Here is a 20,413-nt window from a genome sequence, read left to right as displayed (position 1 = left end):
ACAGTGTTATTTGTTTTGTTGCCAAGCCAAAACTTTTTCTGTTTCTGCTAAGGCTGGACTGATACCAAACCAGCGGCCTACAGGATCGCGATATTCAAACAGATACATGCTTCGTAATAAGCTTTGATAGTCAGACTCGCCTTTAACTCTTTGCTGTTGCACTACTTCAAACAATAATTCCCATTGAGATTCGTCAATAGCTAATAGCAAATCGTCGCGATAGTCCTTAATCACTGCTTCTAAGCAGTCGCTAGAAAAAGGCGGATCTTGTCGTTGCAGACAGCTATAAAGTAAACCCAATAAGTTACGAATGTGACCACCACTAACGCGACATAAACGATCTAAGGTTTGGGAGTTCTCGAATAATTCTGTAACGAGTGACAGTCTTGCGTCTAGAGGAACTTCTGGAAAAGCTCTTGCTAAGACTAACTGGCGTACCAGTGACATCCCTGGTTCGTAGTCACTACCATCTCTTTGTCGCAGCAACACCATCGGTAATACTTTAGGTGCAATTCCTCCTCCCAAGCGATTTTTCAGTGTCTCGTACTCATTAGAAAAAATCAAAGCTAGAGGAATTGTGTAAACTAGGTGGCATTTGAGTCGGCGTAACTGTTCGCCTCGGTCGATGAATAGGTACTCTGGCTGCGATCGCCCTGATGCTAAGGGACGCATATCCACTCGATCCAAGTTATCTACAATCACTACCAGCCCTTTTTGACCCCGTAGCTTCAGCTGATTGACAGCTTTTTCTAAAATTTCTTCGTTAATCGCTTGCAAAATACTATTGGTACGTGGTTCTAAGTATTGCCTCAGCTGATTACGCAACTGGTTGCTATCTTTGGTTTTGGCGGTAATTTTGGCAATTCCTAGGGATAACTCTGCTTCTGCGGAAATTTCTATGGGACTTTGCAAAAAGTCGCCTACTTCTTTAAACAAATTGCTAAAGTAACCAGGTTTAAGTTTGATGCCAATTGCTTCTAAACTAACACTGACTTGACGGGCTACACTCAGCAAAATATCGCTGACATCAATATCAGCCATGTCTAAGTCTTGGCTGGACTCAAAATAAACCACATGAAATCCCGCCAATTCTAGTTCTGTTTTCAGGCGCTGCAATTCTGTAGATTTGCCACAGCCAATGTGACCCGTAAATAATTGGCAGGTTGGCTCATCCGGAGAAATACGGCAGATTGTCCGTTGCAATTCTTCTACTATCTTGCAACCGCGTACATCAGCAAAATCTATGTAATACTGCCGGTCTAACACGTTACTTACATTTAATGTGTAGCTGGGATTACATGCTTTATAAAAACGTGACAAATTTAATGTCATTCTCATGTATGTTGAGGTGTATGTAAATGTGTGTGTAGATGCAGTTTAATTCGTATTTTTATACAAGTAATCTCTAGCCTACATTTAGGCAAACGCTTAGTTTGCAAGTTGGTAGTGTCTTGCAACAGACAGTACTCCTAGCGACGCTGCAACGAGTAACTGTGAGTATATGGTAGAGATTTAATTGACCCTAATAACGCTAAGCATATCTGTCCTTTTTACACCTGCTATTGAGGTTTTGACAATCTCTAGTTTGGCCTGACTAAGAGGAAAACAAGGGGAACGAAAGCTGCTTGGGATCAGAGGTTTTCCCTTATGCCTTTATCCTCTTGGTTCACTTGGCACAAATCTTTATGCTTAAGTTAGAAGTTAAAAAAACTACTAGACTGGATGATTGTCACTTTGTATAGCTGATGAGATAGGACTGGTATGAATTATAGCAAGGTATACAGAGATTAAGGGAATATTTATTTATCATTTCACATTGTATTTGTCAATAAAACAAAATCATAAATATCTAAATTAATATTTTGTAATCATGGAAAGAAGAAAGTTCGATGAAAACTTGTCAAAAAGACTACAGTCAGTTAAAAATGGACACCGGAAACTTTAATAACAACAATGGTTAGCCCCACGATTTTTGTGTAGTTACTGTAAAGTGTTACTAAAAATAAAAAAAGTCTTGAGGAGTGCGGCTAACAGATGCCGACAGTGTTTACTGAAATTAATAATGAGACAAACACATCAAGGAATTTGGACTGCAAGGAAAAAGGGGTTTGAATGGCTGGCATAATATCAGTTTCCCGCACGGATCTAGCCCAGCGTCGTAAAAAATTGCGTCGGCAACGGCAGATGAAAATTATTCAGGCTATTTGGCGAACCTTTGCCATCACCAGTTTGGCAAGTGGATTGCTGTGGGTGGCAGTTCAACCAATGTGGATGCTCAAAGCTTCTAAACAAATAGTGATGAAATCAGGGAATAAATTACTGTCCGATGAGACAACTCGATCGCTGTTGGTGCTGTCTTACCCTCAATCCTTGTGGCGAATTGAACCGTCGGCCATTGCCAACTCCTTGAAGAAACAGCCAACTATTGCTAATGCGAGCGTTAGGCGCCGCCTATTTCCTCCTGGGTTAATCATCGACATCCAAGAACGAGTACCTGTGGCGGTGACTCAAACACCAACAATCCAAAATCAAGGCACTAGTAACAAAAAAGTAACAATTGGCTTATTAGATGCAAGTGGAGTTTGGATACCCTTAGAAAAATACACATCACTCAATCCCAGCAGAAAATTACCCAATCTCAGAGTGATTGGATTACCAAAACAATACTGCCTCTATTGGACTCAAATTCATCAAGCTGTCAGTCAAAGTCTGGTAAAAGTGATGGAAATTGATTGCCAAAATCCAACAAATTTAATTTTGAAAACAGAATTAGGAAATGTGCATCTTGGCACTCCAGGCCCGCAATTATCTGAACAAATCAAGGTACTAGCCCAAATGCGCCATTTAACAGCAAAACTCAATTCTGCTGAAATAGAGTATATTGATTTGAAAAATCCTGATTTTCCATTAGTACAAATGAACCAAATAAATCCCAAATTAACTCCCAAAATCCCTGGAAATATTTAGGGTGTTCCGTGTATTGAGCGCTCTTAGTAAATTAAGAAGCTTTATGCTGATAAATATATTTATTATTATTAGCTTTCTGGCAAATCGCAGAAAAATCGGCATTAACTTCTAATTAAAATGAGAAGATCGACCATAAAATCTCCATTGTGAGTAAAAAGTCCTCAGTTGCGATCCTAATATCTATGTAGTGGGGTGCAAGATGCTGGACAATATAATCATGGAATATAGTGTCCAAAGACTTTCTGCCCATACATTCTTCGACCCAAGCCAGTGCAAAAAGGAGAAAAATGTTGGAGTTTTCCATTAAAATCTGACTCACAAGCACAGGACACTGATAAGAACAGTTGAGGCCGCTATTCAAGTGCAGAGCCGAAAATACTCTGGCTTTGGTGTTTTTAGGACATTTTGGAACTGGCCAAACAGGGCGCAAGAGAGATTTTAATCTTTTGTTGTCGGTGCATCTGATATAGTCTCTTGCACTAGACTATTGCTACAACAAAGTGTCCATTAAGACTCCCCAAATAACAAATTAATCAGGTATAGTCTGACAAGCAAATTATTCCTTACTTACATCTCCAAGATAAGTAAGTATCATGTAAATTTTGTGTCTTAAATTGCAATCATCCCCAATGGTGAAATCTATTAACAATATGATAAGACCCACTCTAGTGTGTGCTTACAAGTTATGCCATCTGCCCAAGAAAATGAACAGATTAATGTCTGGTTGAAGTTATACAGAAGGTTTTTAGATACATGTAGGTATTTAAATATATTCAACGTAATTATGCAGAAATTATTGTTGTTCAGACATATCTGTAGTAGTGTGGCTATATTTGACTACGTAAGATGGAATTATACTTCTGTAGAATTCGCTGCGCGATCGCTTACCTTAAAACCTTACCCCAGAGTAAATTTTCGCACAGCGAATTCTGTTAGGCTTGGCAGTAGTGAAAACAATAAAAAACACTGCCACAATGTTATGGCAGCGTCAAACTATAGTTGACTCTTAGTTGAATAACACCCCAAATAGTCGTTTATCTACCTCTCACAAATCCAATGACACTTGATAATAACCAAGGACTTACCTATAAAGATTCCCAATCTACCGGACAGCCCGGTTTCTCTATGGCAGTTAACTCGACCAATCCCTTTAACTCTGGATTGAACTTCGGACAAAATCACGATAATAAGAAGATTTCTACTGAAAATAGCCGCATTGGTGAGATTGTCCCAGGTCGGGTTGCCAACATTAAAGTAATTGGTGTCGGCGGCGGTGGCGGCAATGCTGTTAACCGGATGATAGAATCTGATGTCTCTGGTGTGGAGTTTTGGTCAATTAACACTGATGCCCAAGCCTTGACTTTAGCTGGCGCTCCCAGTCGATTACAAATTGGACAAAAGCTAACACGGGGTTTAGGAGCAGGTGGTAATCCTGCCATTGGGCAAAAGGCAGCTGAGGAATCACGAGACGAAATTGCCACGGCTTTAGAGGGTGCAGACCTAGTGTTTATCACTGCTGGTATGGGAGGCGGTACTGGGACAGGCGCAGCTCCGATTGTGGCAGAAGTAGCTAAAGAAATGGGCGCTCTGACTGTTGGCGTGGTTACACGTCCATTTGTTTTTGAGGGACGCCGCCGCACCAGTCAAGCAGAACAAGGTATTGAAGGACTAAAAAGTAGGGTAGATACGCTAATTATTATCCCCAATAACAAACTTCTGGAAGTGATCCCCGAACAAACCCCCGTGCAAGAAGCTTTTCGTTATGCAGATGATGTGCTGCGTCAAGGGGTGCAAGGTATTTCCGATATCATCACGATTCCCGGATTGGTAAACGTTGATTTTGCCGATGTCCGAGCTGTGATGGCAGATGCAGGATCGGCATTGATGGGAATTGGCGTTAGCTCTGGAAAATCTAGAGCAAGAGAAGCAGCGATCGCAGCTATTTCTTCGCCTTTACTAGAATGTTCCATTGAAGGCGCTAGAGGAGTCGTCTTTAATATTACCGGCGGTACTGACCTGACTTTACATGAAGTAAATGCTGCCGCAGAAGCAATCTATGAAGTAGTCGATCCCAACGCTAATATTATTTTTGGCGCCGTAATTGATGACAGACTCCAAGGTGAGGTAAGAATTACTGTAATTGCTACTGGGTTTACAGGTGAAGTACAAACAGCACCACAACAAAGCGTGGCTAACGTTCGGGTAGCACCCAACACTCCCAAACGACCAACAACACAGCAACCCACAGTTAATCCTCCAACCCCAACTCCAGCCCCGGCTCCAATTCCAGAGCCAAAAGAAAAACAGGGGCTGGATATACCTGATTTTCTGAAAAACCGACGGACACCACGGAATTAAAAAATTTTGGATTTAGACCAGCTGAGTTTTGTATAAAATCTGCTAGTTTCAGGGTTTTACCAAAGGTAGGGGTAAGCAATGACGTTGCCATCCCTAATATTGCTAATTGGTAGAGAAACTTCTCAACGCTACTTACACAAGGAACTTGGGCAGGAATCCGCTGATTCCGATGTCTAGCTGCGCTTTTTGTCAGAAAAAACAGTAAGACCTGCTCAACTCAGGATGCGTAGGCCTAGCCCCTCCTAGACATCGCTACATCTACCCCTGCGATCCATGTAACTCAGTAAATATATTTACTTAATGTAAGTGCCGTCAAAAAATTAATTACGCAAGTGTCCTAACTAGGTATATTTCCTCAGAATAGGACACAACTAAAAAAACGTAAATAGAAATTATTTTTTAATTTGTAAAATTTGTTCAATCCATTGAATAACCTGATGAGCGAGGCGAGTACCATCCAGGCGGTCAATCTCACGAATTCCAGTGGGACTGGTGACGTTAACTTCAGTGAGGTAGCCACCGATAACATCAATACCCACAAAAATTAAGCCATCTTGGCGTAAACGTTCAGCTATTTGGGTACAGATTTCATGTTCTCTTGGAGTAATTTCGGTTTGGGCGACTGTACCACCAGTTGCCATATTATTACGAAAATCAGTGCCGCTAGAAAGACGATTGAGGGCAGCTATGGGTTCGCCATTGAGTAAGATAATTCGCTTATCTCCTTCTTTTGCCTGTGGTAGATAGGTCTGCACCATTACAGGTACTTTACCTTGGAGAGTACTCAGTTCGATAATAGAGTTGAAATTGCGATCGCCTGATTGCAAAATCAAAATTCCTTCCCCAGCTTTGTTACCCAATGGTTTAAGAACCGCAGTCCCCTTTGCTTCCACAAATTGTCGGATAAACTGCTTATCAGCACTAACAATTGTTTCTGGAATTGCTTTGGTAAACTGGAGGGCGTACATTTTTTCATTAGCCCCTCGAATACCGCTAGGACTATTAATCACCAAAGTTTTATTTTGGTCAATGTAATCGAGAATATAGGTAGCGTAGAGATAGGAATCATTAACAGGTGGATCTGTCCGCATGAATACGGCGTCCATTGTTTCTAGGGGAGCGAAAAAGCGTTCGCTCAAGTTATACCAAGGATTAGCTGCTACCCAGCGCCCCTCAACCAACTCCACGGGTACTAGTTCGACTTGCTGTAGAACAGCCCAAGCTTTGCTCTCGACCACACTCAGCAGATTTGCCTGAGTCACCCAAACTTCGTGTCCCAGGATTTGCGCTGCTTCCATCAGGGCAACGCTGGTATCATGACACGGGTCAAGCTGATGGATGGGATCAATGATAAAAGCCAGTTTCACGCTGTCTGCCTCAATCACCAGTAAATTAAATGGTTATTCAATCATTATCTCCTGATGTTCTCACCAATTGGTGTATACGCATAGTTTGGAAGCTAATTTCTTAACAGACAATCTTTTGCAGAACGTTGCTTTTGCAGAGTTGTAGCGACTGCCGTGTGTATCCAGCGGCTTGTCGCCAGTCGGAGCAATATCTTTTGAATTTAAACGCTATTGCCAGAAGCTAGTAGTTCATCCAGCTTGCCTTGATTATCTAAAGCGTGGATATCATCACAACCACCAACATGTTGCTCGTTGATGAAAATTTGCGGTAAAGAACGGCGTCCATTTGCTCTTTGAGCCATTTTATTTCTGGCTGCCTCATCTCCGTCAATGCTGTATTCAATAAATTCAACTCCTTTATTTTTCAACAAACTTTTGGCACGGATGCAAAAAGGGCAAGTCCTCCAAGTGTAAATTTCTACTTTTGCAGCCATAAAGTCCTCAAATTGATTTAATACTTTTTAATTTTATAACTTTGCCACTGACTGTGTATTTGTAGACTATTGTCATTCTTCCTGTTGCTCAAATTTTTTTTCAGTACTAAGTGCTAGTTAAAAAACAGGAATTATCTAAGTGACTTCTAGTTTGGCATTTCTTACATCTAACAAAAAGTGGTTTAGAAGTGCTTACGCTCCTCTAAACCCATATTTAAGCTCCTTTATGCAAAAACTCAGCAGTGCAGTTTAAGTTTGAGAAGTATTTTTTTTGTTTTTCTTCTGAAGTTTGAAAACACCTAAGCCTAATAATCCTAACGCTGCGGTTGTGCTAGGTTCAGGTACTTTTTGCGGTTGAGGTGCAGGAGGTTGATAGTAAGGTGGGACGTAAGGTGGGACAGGTGTAGGTGCAGGCGCTGGTGCGGGTGCAGGCGCTGGTGCGGGTGCAGGCGCTGGTGCAGGCGCTGGTGCGGGCGCTGGTGCAGGTGCGGGTGCAGGCGCTGGTGCGGGTGCAGGTGCGGGTGCAGGTGCGGGTGCAGGTGCAGGTGCAGGTGCAGGCGCTGGTGCGGGTGCAGGCGCTGGTGCAGGTGCGGGTGCAGGTTTTATACTAGTTTCGGCTAGTGATGTACCGTACTGAAAACGGATGTTGCCAATCTTAGTGATGTCAAAGCCAGAGGTTAGCCCTGATAGCAAGAAAGTAGCTGAACCTTTAACAAAAGTCCCTGAACTTACGGCTGGATTTGCATCACTAGCGTAACCACTTATGATTCCGTAATTGAATTGCTGTCCACCACCACCTTGGAAAATACCTAAGCCGGCTGTACCCAAACCATAATGTTGGTCAATACCAGGAAGTCCTCCAGTATTACTAGTGTTTGGCAATTTCCATTCATCTAGAGCTAGAAGATTGACATTGTTTGTAGTAGTAGAGCCTGCGTTTGAGGTTACTGTGGGAGCTAGAGCCGAAACTAGCGATAAGTTAAGGGCAGAACCAGCATAGTCCCAAAAGACTGAGGTTAGAACATCAGAAGGATTTGAGATTCCTACAGAAGAATTGTTTGTCAGGGTCACTGACAATAAACCATTGCTTAGGTAATTAAAAAGGACTGACGCTCCCAGAGGATCGTTAGAGCCGTCATAGGTATTGGTTCCTGTCGCAGAAAAACTTTTAGACCCCAAAATTGTGGGTGCGGGTGCGGGTGCGGGTGCTGGCGCTGGTGCAGGTGCAGGTGCTGGCGCTGGTGCAGGTGCAGGTGCAGGTGCTGGCGCTGGTGCGGGTGCTGGCGCTGGTGCAGGTGCTGGTGCTGGTGCAGGTGCGGGTGCTGGCGTTGGTGTTCTGTTGCCGTTGCCGTTACCGTTACCATTACCATTTCCTGCCTGTGCTTGAGGCATTTGCGATCCTACAGCTAAACTGAATGATAAAAGACCACACGTTATATACCCAATTATTTTTTTTGAATATGCTTGAGACATGTAAATCAAACCTCTTTGTCTTAAAACAAGATGTGGAAAAGTTTCCTAATTAATGACGTTTCTCCAAGCATTATTGACATCATTAACTAATCCACATTGGCACACAAAAATAAGATGTACTACTGTTTTTATTAAGCTTTATTCAAAATTTAATAGAGTATAAATAAATGACTGTTACGTAATTATTTTCAGAGATCTAAGTGTTTACTACATGAAAAATATTTTTGGTTAATTTACGTAATATTTCTAGTTTTAATTAGCAGATATAATATTGATTATAAAAATTTAAATAAAATATTTAAGTAATTTTGATAAACTATTTATAATGTACTGAAGAATATATATTTTTCATAAATTGATTCAGTATAAGTATGCAATAAATTATAGAAGGCGATCGCCTTCTATAAAGTTAGATAGTTATTGTAGTAGTATTGATACTGAATTGGTTTATCGACGCACCCAGCCATTGATAGTAAATCGACTATCTTTGAAAGCTTGAGAGGGACAGTTGACAGGCAGTACTTCGTGCAAATAGCGGCTGAGGAAGAATACAATGCTGTTATTGCGAGGTTCGACTGTTTTGAAAGTCTCAGTATTTACATAGATGTTGTTTTCAATTTTGCTGTCGTATATTAGCAATTCCCCACCAGAGAATGATTTTGGTTCTTGATAAAAGTAATAAACGTATGTTAGTTCTCTGGTAGCAGTGTCTGGGCTGCCATTATCATTATGAACTTTGTAATAGTTACCATGATTATGTGCAGTTAGTTGACTTTCAATCTGTGATATAGAAAAAGATGGTATGTTTAATTTGCTTATAATATCAGGAATCATTGCTTGAATTTTCTTTAATATCAATTCAGAAAATTCAGGAAATGAGTAAAGAACCAATGATTGGCGATAATTAATATCGTTTGTAGAAGTATTGCTTGGCAAAAAATCTGATTCTTTTTCTAGAACATATTTGAGTAAGCGTTTGTGTTCTTCTGGCGTAAGAAAATTATCTATATGGATATAATCAGAAGCCTCAATATAATTATTTTGAAGTTGTATGTTCTCTGATTGTTGTATGAAGATTGGGGGTTCTGTAACCACGCCTATAAGATGTTCGCTAGGAAAACATAAAACCGAGTGACCTTCATTAATAGGAATTTGAAATAAATTCTCTAAATCAGAGTCTTGTTTGTATGCACGAGCTACAATTTTTCTTAAAAGACTGTGCAGTAGAGGGGAATCTGATTTTAAATAAACTGTGTATTGATATCCTCCAGTTAGAAGAAGCTGAACTTTGACATCTTTGGACTCAAACTGCTGTGAGGCCAATGGCATATACTTTTCCTTCTATAGATGTTGATAACTGAGAAAATTTTAAAAGTTATCCTGAAAGGCTAATACAGTACTTGTAAAATTAATTAATAAGGAGTTCAGAATTTAAAGCCTTATATATTATTAGATTTTATTCAGAAAATAAATGTAATTACTGTATTAGTTACAAACAGAAAAATACTATTAATAAATTGTTTTAGCACGTATTTTCCTATATTGTCATTCAGCAAATTCCACATAATCCGATAAAGCTTCAGTAAAGTAAACGAGAAATATTTATTATTTTCAGTAAAAAATGCCGTAGCTAATATAGCTACGACATTTTTTACTGAAAATTCAAAATTTATTGCGGTATTTACCGAGAGTCAACAGCATATTCAATCAATTGAGCAAGGCGCTGACGTAGGGTTTCTAATCCCAACCTCTGGCTAGCAGAAATAAACACTGCTAGGGGAAATTCTTCTCTTGCTAGAGCTAGGGTCTCACTGTTAGCTAGATCGATTTTATTAAAAACAACCAGCGCCGGGCCGGGAGTCACTGGCATTTGCGCGAGGATTTCCCGGACTGAACGAATATGTCGCAACCAAGCTGGATGAGACAAATCTACCAGATGTAGCAGTGCATCAGCTTCTGTGACTTCCTCTAAGGTGGCGCGGAAGGCATCCATTAAGGATGGAGGCAGTTCGTGTATGAACCCTACTGTATCTGTTATGAGAATTTCTTGAGGTTCATCAGTTTCGCCGTGAGGAATTGCTAAGCGGCGGGTAGTAGGATCGAGAGTGGCAAATAGTTGGTCAGCTGTATAAACTTCTGCGTTTGTCAGAGCATTTAAGAGAGTTGATTTACCAGCGTTGGTGTAGCCAACTAAAGCTACTGAGGGAACCTCTCGATGTTGTCGTCGCTGTCGTAAGCGGGAACGATGCGCTTGTAACTGGTTGACTTCTTTTTGCAGTCGGGAAATACGCTGCCCGATTGCACGTCGTTCGGTTTCTAGTTTTGTTTCACCAGGGCCGCGAGTCCCAATACCACCACCTAGTCGGGACATGGCACGACCTCTACCAGCCAGTCGCGGCTGCATGTATTCTAATTGTGCTAGTTCTACTTGCAATTTACCAGCACGGGACTGAGCGCGTTGGGCGAAGATATCCAAAATTACTTCGGTGCGGTCAACGACGCGGACACCAATTTGCGCTTCTAGGTTGCGGACTTGGGAGGGTGAAAGGTCGCGGTCAAAGACGACGAGATTGACTCCTAATGTTTGCGCTGTCAGGGCAATTTCTTGCACCTTACCTTCGCCCACTACTGTCTGCGGATGAATCCGCGATCGCTTTTGTTGTATTGTCTGCAATACATCTCCCCCAGCCGTATCAACTAAACGCGCCAATTCTGCTAGGGTGTCTTGGAATTGCAGGGGGGTCATTTCATCGGTCATTAACCCCACTATTAACACGCGATCGTGGTCAGCATCTACTTCCTGGGCGATAAATTCCCGCTGGAATTCGGCTTCCAGATTTTCCACCAAGTCGATCAAATCCTGCTGTGCCAGTTCTTCCAGTCCTACAGGTGGCGATATATTCCAACTTGGAGATTGGACTTGCTTGTGTTCTATCTTCAAGCCAGCAGGAGTAGTAATCAAACTCCGAGAGTCTTGGGGCGTCAGATGAGCCAAATAAGCTTCTTTGACGTACCCAGTCGCACCACCTCCCCGCCGTGTAAATCCTGTTCCTGTAATATTTAGGACAACTAAAGCATCTAAACGTTGTAGTGCCATAGCCGTGAGTGCCGCTTCATTGGGCGGTTCTGGCTTTAGATGAGTGGCGATACAACGAATACCGCTGAGTCGTTCCGCACCGTAACGGGGCAATTCCAGTGGTGGAATTTGCGTTTGACGCGGTGTGCCTACCCCCACACGAATCACTTGTCCGCGACGGTTGAGATAGGCACACACAGGCTGATTAAGTTCTGTGCTGATTGCTGCCAGACGCTGGGAAAACTCAGGCGTGGTGATGCGATCGCCTGGTATGCGCTGGTGATAAAGCCGCTGTAATTGTTTCAGCTGGCTGGTCTTTAGACCTTGGAGATTTCCAAAGATAGTCTCTATAGGCGTTTCTGACCAGTTAATGGCCCCCCGAATCCTTCTTATGTCTATTTTACAACAGCCTAAGGGGTGCAAACTCTTTCCTCTGAGAGATGCAATCTTAATTACTGTTTGTGAAGTCTTAACTATTTTGGATTTGAGATTTTAGATTGTGAAGCAGTTATTGATAATAGCTTGTGGCGATTGCTCTGTGTTTGTAAGATTTTAACTTTTCAATGAACAATCCAAAATCTAAAATTTGGCGATCGCGCCATTTAACCTACCCGTATTCCCACAACCAGCTTAGGATAGACTAAAAGAATTTTTTGAGGGAAATGGTAGAAAAAATTACAGCCATATTTAATGGCAAAGTGTTCTATCCGTCTGAACCGATCGCACTGCCAACTAATACCCGCGTGCGAATCAGTATTGAAATTTTACCGCCTAGCGAACATGAAACAGTATCATTTTTGCAAACAGCGCGATCGCTCAGCCTGCAAGGGCCAAGTGATTGGTCTGCCAATATAGATAAGTATTTATACGTAAAATAGATTTTTCATGCATTCTGAAGTTTTTCTTGATACATCATTTGCTCTTGCCTTATCTGCACCAAGCGATCGCTTGCATCACCGAGCTTTATATCTAGCTAAAATGTTACAAGCGGCAGAAACTCGTTTAGTGACAACACAGGCCGTGATGTTGGAAATTGGCAACGCCTTATCCCAACTACCTTATCGTCAAGCGGCAATTATATTATTGAACTCTTTGGTAGCAGACTCCAAAGTAGAAATTGTCCCCCTTTCCCAAGAACTTTACAAACGTGCTTTTCAACTTTATTGCGATCGAACTGAGAAAGAATGGGGATTTGTCGATTGCGTATCTTTTATTGTGATGGAATATAGCGGAATCACTGAAGCCTTAACTGCTGACGAGCATTTTCAACAAGCAGGGTTTCGAGCATTATTGCGAGAAAATTTGCCGTGACTAGGCATGGGGCATGGGGATGAGGGAGATGGGGAGAGAAGGGGACAAGAGGACAAGAGGACAAGGGAATATTCTTAACTCCTCACTCCCAATGCCCAATGCCCAATACTTCTCTACGAGAGGCTGCGCCAACGGCTGCGCTCAGTACAAGTGCCCAATGCCCAATGCCCAATGTTATTATTTCGTTACAATCAGCTTGTGCGTTAGGCATTCACGAGTTATCAGCCATGAATTTGATTTCCGATCCACCGATTCCTGTGAAAATTCAAAAGATGAAGGAACGGGTGCGGTGGATGCATCCGAGTTTTGTGCAACGGGGAATTGACCAAACTTCCTTGGTTATTGACGATCGCAAAAATGATAGTCCAGAATTTTCCTTTATGGTTATCGGTGATTCTGGTACTAAATCCCATTCTCTACACCACCCCCAGCGAAAAGTTGCCGAACTGATGCTTCCTCACCGAGAGGATTGCAGTTTTGTGTTGCACACAGGAGATGTAATTTATGTGGTGGGTTCTCAAGAGTATTACTCAACGAACTTTATTGAGCCTTACCGAGAATTTCTTGTAGGTGGCGACAACCCAAAAGGTATTTCCTATGACCGTATGGTGTTTAATTTGCCGTTCCTACCAGTACTTGGTAATCATGATTACTACGATGTGCCGTTGATGTACCGTTTATTGACTGGAACAACATCATCATTACGTCGGCTGTTGGGCTACAAAGATATCGAGATTGGCTGGCATGGTTCCTATCAAGGTAATGCCTATGCACGGGCGTTTATGGATTATACGGCGCGGATGTCTTCGCAAGAGTTAGAACGCCATTTAGATCGGCACTATACTGCGAAAACCGACACAGGACGCTGTTTGCGTTACGAACCCGGACAATTCACTCGTTTACCTAATCGGTATTATACGTTTCGTTACGGGGGAATTGACTTTTTCGCCCTGGATTCTAATACCTTTAATACACCATCACCTTTACCTGCAACTCAAGAGGGGGAAATTTACCGCCGGGAGTTGCAAAAGCGTCGCCATGAGATAGATAGAGAAGAATTGCAAATTTTGAAAATATGCGAGGGGCTGAATCCAGATAAACCCACTGAAGCGGAAAAACTTGATGAACTGAGTGCCAAATTAGACCAAATTGATGAAATCAAAATCGATATTGAAAAACAGTTGGCATCTGAAAAAATGCCTGCGATCGATTTTGAACAACTTGAATGGTTACGTCGCAGACTCATCGAATCTTGGAATACTTCCGAAGTGCGCGGACGTGTAATCTTTTTCCACCATCCACCTTATGTAACAGAGGCTACTAAATGGCATCAGGCACAAACCTTGGCAGTTCGCCATCGCTTGCGTTGGGTATTTGAACAAGTAGCTGAAACTCTTGGTTCTTTAATTAAAGAGCGTCCCATAGTGGATTTGATTTTAAACGGTCACGCTCACTGTTTGGAATATCTCCGCACTACTGATACCGGATTTGCTGATTCCCACATTAACTGCATTATCTCTGGTGGTAGCGGTCATCGTCCCCGGTATCAACGGCGAGAGGGGACTGAATTGATGGAGACTTTTGATGAAATTACTGGTAATCATAGTCGTAAAATTGCTGATTCTATGCTTTTTGTCGGTCGCCATGACTACAATTTCCAGAAGCGATTGCCTTACTCATGCGTGCGGATTGATGTTTTAGATGGCAGTCCACCCAAGTTTATTGTCAAACCACTGGTTACTGAGCGTATTGGTGATGACTGGTATAACAGCGAACCTGAACCTTTTGTGATTTAAACAGCTAAAAGACTATGGTGCAGTAATAACAGCTACTGGGCAATGTGCTTTATTGAGAATTGCATCCACTCTGTGACCGAAGAAAACGCGACCGGTAACCATGCGGATATTGCTACCTAGAATAATTAAGTCAACTTCCTTGGTTTGGGCAAACTTGAGGATTTCCCTTTCTGGGCTGTTTCCTTGAAGAATATAGGTTTTGACATCAGCACCGAGATTGCGACCGATTGCAGCTTGCCGTTCTAGCAGATCTTGAGCAATTTCCTTTACTGGAGTAAGCGATCGCTGTTCGTAAAGAATATACTCAACCTGTGGTAAGTTAATCACGTTCACAATAGTTACTAGTGCACCAGTCTGAGCTGCGATCGCACTTGCTACTTCTACGGCATTTTTGCTGTATTCTGTCCCCACTGTTGGCACAAGAATGTTTTTTAGTTGTTGTTGGGCGATTTTACATATGTCACCTTGGGGTTGGGGTAGGTGCGACTTAACGACCATCGTTGCACAAGGGGCTTCTTGTACTACCCTGTCAACAAGCAAATTGAACAATGCTTTCTGAGGGCGTATCTGTTCGGAGGCTCCCAGAACAATTAAGTCATAGTTTTTGTTCGCTTCATTTAGAATTACCTCTGCTTTACTACGCCCAGACTCGGTTTTTGTTTGCAGGGTGGTATCGGTAGGTAGCTGCATTTCCTCAGTAACAGCAGCAAGAGCTTGTTCGGCAGCATTATCTTTAACTTGGGTTGCGGTTCTACGTGCTTTTTTTTGGGGCTGCTTGTCGCTCAGAGCGTATAAAGCTGTAACTTCTACTTGGTTTTGATGAGCTATGTAACCAACTAGCTGCGCTGCAAGTTGGATGTTCGGCCCCCCGCTAGTGGGTACTAAAATACGGTGTATCTGCTTGATAAAGCTACGGCTGTCCTGTTCTTCTTGTTCCAAACGTCGAGCTTCCTCTTCACCCATAACCACTTTCGACAAACACCAGCGCAAAAGGGGTGGAGCCATCAAGGACGTAGCGATCGCCACCATGACTATAATTGAGTACATCTGGGGATTGAGTACTCCCAAAGATAAACCAATTGTGGCAACGACAATTTCCATTGCCCCACGCGCATTCATCCCGGAACCCATAGCTAAAGCTTCCCAATGGCTCAAGCCACCTACACGAGAACCCAGGTAAGCACCTGTAAATTTACCAATACAGGCTACAGCAAGCACAATCAAACCAAATAATAAGGTCTGGGGAACTAACAAAGCTAGCAAGTTCACTTTCAAACCGGCGGCTGCAAAGAAAATCGGTGCTAAAAAGCTGGCTGTGAATACTTCTAGCATGTGTCCGGCTTCATTACTAAAGCGGCGTGACTGACCTGCTAGAATTCCCAACACAAAAGCACCTAAGGCTGCTTCCAAACCTAATGCGTGGGTAAGTGCTGCTGCTGAGAGTGAAAGAATCAACACAATCGACATACTAGCGGCGATGCCACCAACGTAGTCATCAACCCAGCGCAAAATCTGGTCTACAATGGTACGCCCAATTGTAAAGGCAATGGCGAGAAATAATACCGCTGCACTCACCGAGTGGAAAATTGTTGCAAAGTCAAATTTACCGCTGCTAGCTAAACCTGAAACCACAGAAAGTAAAATCCAGCCAATGGTGTCGTCGGTCATGCCGGCTGCTAAGGTAACTTGACCAATGTCACGGCGAATCAGGTTCAAGTCCATCAACACCTTAGCAATCACTGGTACTGCTGAAATACTCATCGCTGTGGCGATAAACAGACTGAATACCAAGCGTTTTTGTGGGTCGGCTAAAAAACTATCTGGCAATAGCCAGCCTAGTCCAAATCCGGTAATAAATGGGACAATAATTCCACCTAATGAAATCAGTAGGGCAGTTTTACCTTTACGCAGAATCAGTTTAAGATCCGTTTCCAACCCAGTCACAATCAGCAAAAATAACACACCTAACCAAGAAATTACTGAAAGTAAATCGGACTGTTCTTGGCTTTTGGGAAAGATATGCGCCTGTAAGTCTGGAAGAAGCAAACCAAATAAAGAAGGGCCAAGTAGTACACCTGCCAGTAATTCTCCAACAACAGGAGGTTGGTTAATCCGGCGCATCAACTCACCTAATCCCCGCGCTACTAAAAGCAACAGCGACAGTTGTACCAGCACCAAAAGCAGTTCGTGATGACCGAGAGGTTTAATTAGACTAGCACCTGCTCCTTTCTGTGCAGCTAATACGGGCAGTAACATTAGGGATAGGTTTTCCATGATAAGCGTCTAAAGGTGGGATGACGAATTTTGAAAGGGCCGTTTTCAGTAAATAATGTTATTGTTTACTTCCACATCGCTCTAGAAGATTAATTTGTGATTCTTAAAGGCATGATTATGATTAGCGATCGCTCGATAATTAACAAAACTGATTTTAAAAAGTGATAACCTATCAACGAAGTAATTAACTACACTTAATATGAGTCATAGCTCTAAATCTAATTTTTTACCTTTTATACTCATTTTTATAGTGATATTGGGGTGCTTCCTGCTCAATCCAATTGCTATAGCAAAAGCAGATTCACCTTCTACAAGAGTTTACGAACAACGTGTAATCCATAGTCCAGATGGTATTGGCAAATATTACATGGGTCGAGAAATTGCCAAAGTTATGGGATACACTGGCGCTGGCTGGTTAGAAAGACCAAACCGAGAAGAACAGGAACAACCAAGTAAAATAGTTAGCGTTCTTAACCTCAAACCTAACGATATAGTAGCAGATATTGGTGCTGGTACTGGTTATTTAAGTTTTCGTATTGCACCGCTATTAACAACGGGTAAAGTATTGGCTGTAGATGTTCAGCCAGAAATGTTAGAAATTATTGAATTGTTCAAACAGGAGAAAAATATTACTAATGTTGAGCCTGTTTTAGCAACTCTTACTGACCCCAATTTACCAAATGAAAGTATTGATTTAGCATTGATGGTAGATGCTTATCACGAACTAGAATATCCCCAAGAAGTGATGCAAAAAATTGTCAAAGCACTGAAGCCTGGTGGTAGGGTGATGCTAGTTGAGTATCGGGGTGAAAATCCTTTTATTATGATAAAACGTCTGCATAAAATGACTCAAAAACAAGTCCGGAAGGAAATGCAAGCTGTTGGTTTAGTTTGGCGTGAAACTAAAAATTTGTTACCTCAACAGCATTTAATGATATTTGAAAAACCCGACTTACAGTAATTCATAATTAAGCTGCCATGCCATAATAAAGTAAAACTCATTACAGAGTTAGAAATGATGGTAAAGTTAGGACTTAAGCAGGGAATTCCTTTTTTAGAAAATGGCGATCGCCTCACTCGCTACGAATTTGAGCGACGCTATCAAGCAATGTCCCGTCATCAAAAGGCAGAATTAATTGAAGGAGTTGTATACTTGGCATCCCCATTACGTTTTGAAAGTCATGCTGAACCACATGGTTATACAATCACTTGGTTGGGAGTTTATGCAGCATCAACCCCTGGTGTGAGATTGGGAATTGAGCCAACAGTCCGTTTAGATGCAAATAATGAACCTCAGCCAGATGGGGTTTTATTAATTACACCGACAGCTAAAGGACAATCTCGTTTGGGCGATGATGATTATATAGAAGGTGCGCCAGAACTTGTAGTAGAGATAGCAGCTAGTAGTGTTGCTATTGACTTGCATGATAAGAAAAAAGCCTATTCTCGCAATGGGGTAAAAGAATATATTGTTTGGCAAATATTTGAAAATAAATTAGATTGGTTTCGGCTGCAAGAAGGAGAATATGTGTCTTTAGAAGTCGATGCAAATGGAGTTATTAAAAGTCAAGTATTTCCTGGTTTGTGGTTGTCAATATCTAATTTACTTGCTGGGAATATGCAGCAAGTTTTGGCTGTGTTGCAGTTGGGGTTAAATTCACGGGAACATCAACTATTTGTGCAGCAGAATTCTGGAGTGAAAATTGAGGAGTCAGAATAGTTAGGAAATTTGGTATTAGTAGGGTTCTTGCGTAAATATTTTTTTCACGCAGAGGTGCACAGGCGCAGAGAAGGTAAAGAAGAAGTTTTGTAAGAAGTCTAGTCTATTTTTTGAGGAATGAGAGTGCCGGTTTTGGTTGTAGTATCCCAAACTATCCAGTTAATAGAGTTATCTAAATTATCGGGACTATTGGAAACTTTAAAATAGAGTTTTTCTATGCCTTTTGTTTCAATGGCAAAGTCGGCGTTTTGGGCGTAAACAACTTTAAAGCCTTTATCTCGCAAACAATACATTGCCCAGGCTTTTAATGATTGTTTGTATGGTTCGTGGGGAATTGGCGGTTTGGTAATTGTGTCTTCAATTACTTTAAATATTTGCGTGAGGTTCGCGGGCATAGGAGATAGTTTTGCTATTGTTTGTAAGTTAGCTTGCTTCTGGATCGCAACGAATTTCAATCATAAAGCCATCTGGGTCGTAGAAGTACACTCCTCTACCAGTAGGACGAGTGACTGGGCCATGAGCGATCGCTATTTTATTTTCTCTGATTACTGCCACGGCGCGATCGAATAACTCCGGCTCAATATCAAAAGCCAAATGATAGGCTCTAGTGAATGTCTTTTCTGGATTCGGATCTGGTGGTAATAATTCTGGTTCCCCAAATAAATCTAGTATCGTACCATCTGGCGTGATAAAATTGGCTACTTTTCCAGATGCGACGAGTTCCACCAAGGTTGCGGGTACTTCGTCGCCTGTAAGTTCATGCAAACCCAGAATAGTCCCATAAAAATGTCGGGAAGCTTGCATATCTTTGACGTTAAGCGCAATATGATGCACTTTACGCAAATTCCCTGGAGCAAGAACGCTGTTCCCAGATTGGGTATTAGATAGCATAGTAAACAAAATTTACCTACAGAGATAGAAGTCGAACTTTTTTCTTAAAGTTTACTATTCCTAATAAGAATCTATCAACAAAAGAGTCAGAAGTTACAAGATATTTTGTACCACTACTCGATAAATACAAGGGTTTAATATAATATACCCTCATTTATTCTGACTCCTGAATTCTGAATTCTTTTTTACCATGCCTTTTGATTATTCTTTAGATTTTCAAAATATCGATTTTCGGCAACATCCCGAACTCTATCGCGTTGGGAAGGGCGAGCAGGGTGTACTTTTGGTAGAACCATATAAATCGGAAATTCTTCCTTACTGGCGATTCAAAACTCCTGAAATTGCTAGACAATCTAGCGAAAAAATCTATGAAATATTTCTTGATTATCTAGAACAAGATGATTTTGTCGGGGCAGATATGGCGCGAAAGTTTATCCAAATGGGTTATACTCGCTCCCGCCGTTATGCTAATCATAAAAGCGGCAGAAAATACAAAAAAGATTCGCCCAAAGAGATTTTACCTTATGAAGTAGACCCGATAAAAGCTGAATCGGCAGCAATATTTAAAACCAAATGGATAGAAGCAAAAACAAATGAGAAATATCTCCAGCTTATGGCTAGACATAAACAGAGGTATGAAGTAGATTAGCTTCGGTGTGACTTTGAAATCTCAATTTTTCATTGCCTAAGTACAGCTTTGTATAAAA

The 20,413-nt window shown here is 41.7% G+C and carries 17 protein-coding genes; 8 read left to right on the top strand and 9 right to left on the bottom strand.

Annotated elements, in window-relative coordinates; genetic code table 11:
• Window positions 1-6 precede the first annotated feature (6 nt).
• Complete coding sequence (locus H6H03_RS20010) at window positions 7-1,338, bottom strand: P-loop NTPase fold protein (RefSeq protein ID WP_190956838.1); 1,332 nt, start codon at window positions 1,336-1,338, stop codon at window positions 7-9.
• A 774-nt stretch (window positions 1,339-2,112) separates the two neighbouring features.
• On the opposite strand from H6H03_RS20010, the gene H6H03_RS20005 reads away from it, so the two are divergent.
• The gene (locus H6H03_RS20005) at window positions 2,113-2,967 is read left to right on the top strand and encodes a cell division protein FtsQ/DivIB (protein ID WP_190956837.1); all 855 of its coding nucleotides are present in this window, start codon (window positions 2,113-2,115) and stop codon (window positions 2,965-2,967) included.
• A gap of 1,056 nt (window positions 2,968-4,023) precedes the next feature.
• Window positions 4,024-5,325 carry a cell division protein FtsZ gene (gene ftsZ, locus H6H03_RS20000; protein ID WP_190956836.1) on the top strand — a complete coding sequence of 434 codons (1,302 nt, stop codon included), beginning with the start codon at window positions 4,024-4,026 and terminating at the stop codon, window positions 5,323-5,325.
• 392 nt (window positions 5,326-5,717) lie between these two features.
• Here ftsZ and gshB read toward each other — a convergent pair whose 3' ends face one another.
• The 5 genes from gshB to hflX all read right to left on the bottom strand — a co-directional run bounded on the left by gshB (window position 5,718) and on the right by hflX (window position 12,065).
• Window positions 5,718-6,692, bottom strand: a complete 975-nt coding sequence (gshB, locus tag H6H03_RS19995) for a glutathione synthase (protein WP_190956835.1) — start codon at window positions 6,690-6,692, stop codon at window positions 5,718-5,720.
• A 200-nt stretch (window positions 6,693-6,892) separates the two neighbouring features.
• Window positions 6,893-7,165: a glutaredoxin 3 gene (grxC, locus tag H6H03_RS19990; RefSeq protein WP_190956834.1), complete on the bottom strand. Its 273-nt coding sequence runs from the start codon at window positions 7,163-7,165 to the stop codon at window positions 6,893-6,895.
• Window positions 7,166-7,414: 249 nt separating this feature from the next.
• Window positions 7,415-8,557, bottom strand: coding sequence for an XDD4 family exosortase-dependent surface protein (locus tag H6H03_RS19985; protein WP_242057927.1), 1,143 nt, complete (start codon window positions 8,555-8,557; stop codon window positions 7,415-7,417).
• A gap of 528 nt (window positions 8,558-9,085) precedes the next feature.
• Complete coding sequence (locus H6H03_RS19980) at window positions 9,086-9,967, bottom strand: 2OG-Fe(II) oxygenase (protein WP_190956832.1); 882 nt, start codon at window positions 9,965-9,967, stop codon at window positions 9,086-9,088.
• Between the two features lie 352 nt (window positions 9,968-10,319).
• Window positions 10,320-12,065 carry a GTPase HflX gene (hflX, locus tag H6H03_RS19975; protein ID WP_190956895.1) on the bottom strand — a complete coding sequence of 582 codons (1,746 nt, stop codon included), beginning with the start codon at window positions 12,063-12,065 and terminating at the stop codon, window positions 10,320-10,322.
• A 311-nt stretch (window positions 12,066-12,376) separates the two neighbouring features.
• Between hflX and H6H03_RS19970 the strand changes: the two genes are divergently transcribed.
• The 3 genes from H6H03_RS19970 to H6H03_RS19960 all read left to right on the top strand — a co-directional run bounded on the left by H6H03_RS19970 (window position 12,377) and on the right by H6H03_RS19960 (window position 14,821).
• Window positions 12,377-12,592, top strand: coding sequence for an antitoxin family protein (locus H6H03_RS19970; RefSeq protein ID WP_190956831.1), 216 nt, complete (start codon window positions 12,377-12,379; stop codon window positions 12,590-12,592).
• 7 nt (window positions 12,593-12,599) lie between these two features.
• A complete protein-coding gene (locus H6H03_RS19965) occupies window positions 12,600-13,025 on the top strand; it encodes a type II toxin-antitoxin system VapC family toxin (protein ID WP_190956830.1) in 426 nt (141 codons plus the stop codon).
• 227 nt (window positions 13,026-13,252) lie between these two features.
• Window positions 13,253-14,821 carry a metallophosphoesterase family protein gene (locus H6H03_RS19960; RefSeq protein ID WP_190956894.1) on the top strand — a complete coding sequence of 523 codons (1,569 nt, stop codon included), beginning with the start codon at window positions 13,253-13,255 and terminating at the stop codon, window positions 14,819-14,821.
• 12 nt (window positions 14,822-14,833) lie between these two features.
• On the opposite strand, the gene H6H03_RS19955 is transcribed toward H6H03_RS19960, so the two are convergent.
• Entirely contained in the window at window positions 14,834-17,077 is a 2,244-nt protein-coding gene (locus tag H6H03_RS19955) for a cation:proton antiporter domain-containing protein (RefSeq protein ID WP_242057926.1), read from the bottom strand.
• Between the two features lie 217 nt (window positions 17,078-17,294).
• On the opposite strand from H6H03_RS19955, the gene H6H03_RS19950 reads away from it, so the two are divergent.
• Window positions 17,295-18,056, top strand: a complete 762-nt coding sequence (locus tag H6H03_RS19950) for a class I SAM-dependent methyltransferase (protein WP_190956828.1) — start codon at window positions 17,295-17,297, stop codon at window positions 18,054-18,056.
• Window positions 18,057-18,110: 54 nt separating this feature from the next.
• Window positions 18,111-18,815 carry a Uma2 family endonuclease gene (locus H6H03_RS19945; protein WP_199339003.1) on the top strand — a complete coding sequence of 235 codons (705 nt, stop codon included), beginning with the start codon at window positions 18,111-18,113 and terminating at the stop codon, window positions 18,813-18,815.
• Between the two features lie 98 nt (window positions 18,816-18,913).
• Here H6H03_RS19945 and H6H03_RS19940 read toward each other — a convergent pair whose 3' ends face one another.
• The gene (locus tag H6H03_RS19940; protein ID WP_190956827.1) at window positions 18,914-19,210 is read right to left on the bottom strand and encodes a hypothetical protein; all 297 of its coding nucleotides are present in this window, start codon (window positions 19,208-19,210) and stop codon (window positions 18,914-18,916) included.
• Window positions 19,211-19,238: 28 nt separating this feature from the next.
• On the bottom strand, window positions 19,239-19,706 hold the full coding sequence (locus tag H6H03_RS19935; RefSeq protein ID WP_190956826.1) for a VOC family protein: 468 nt from the start codon (window positions 19,704-19,706) through the stop codon (window positions 19,239-19,241).
• Window positions 19,707-19,896: 190 nt separating this feature from the next.
• Between H6H03_RS19935 and H6H03_RS19930 the strand changes: the two genes are divergently transcribed.
• Window positions 19,897-20,355 (top strand): DUF4385 domain-containing protein, encoded by a 459-nt coding sequence (locus H6H03_RS19930; RefSeq protein ID WP_190956825.1) that lies wholly within the window; start codon window positions 19,897-19,899, stop codon window positions 20,353-20,355.
• Window positions 20,356-20,413: the final 58 nt, after the last annotated feature.

Source organism: Nostoc paludosum FACHB-159, from assembly GCF_014698835.1.
GTDB lineage: Bacteria > Cyanobacteriota > Cyanobacteriia > Cyanobacteriales > Nostocaceae > Nostoc > Nostoc paludosum.
This window is presented reverse-complemented; position numbering and strand designations above follow the sequence as displayed.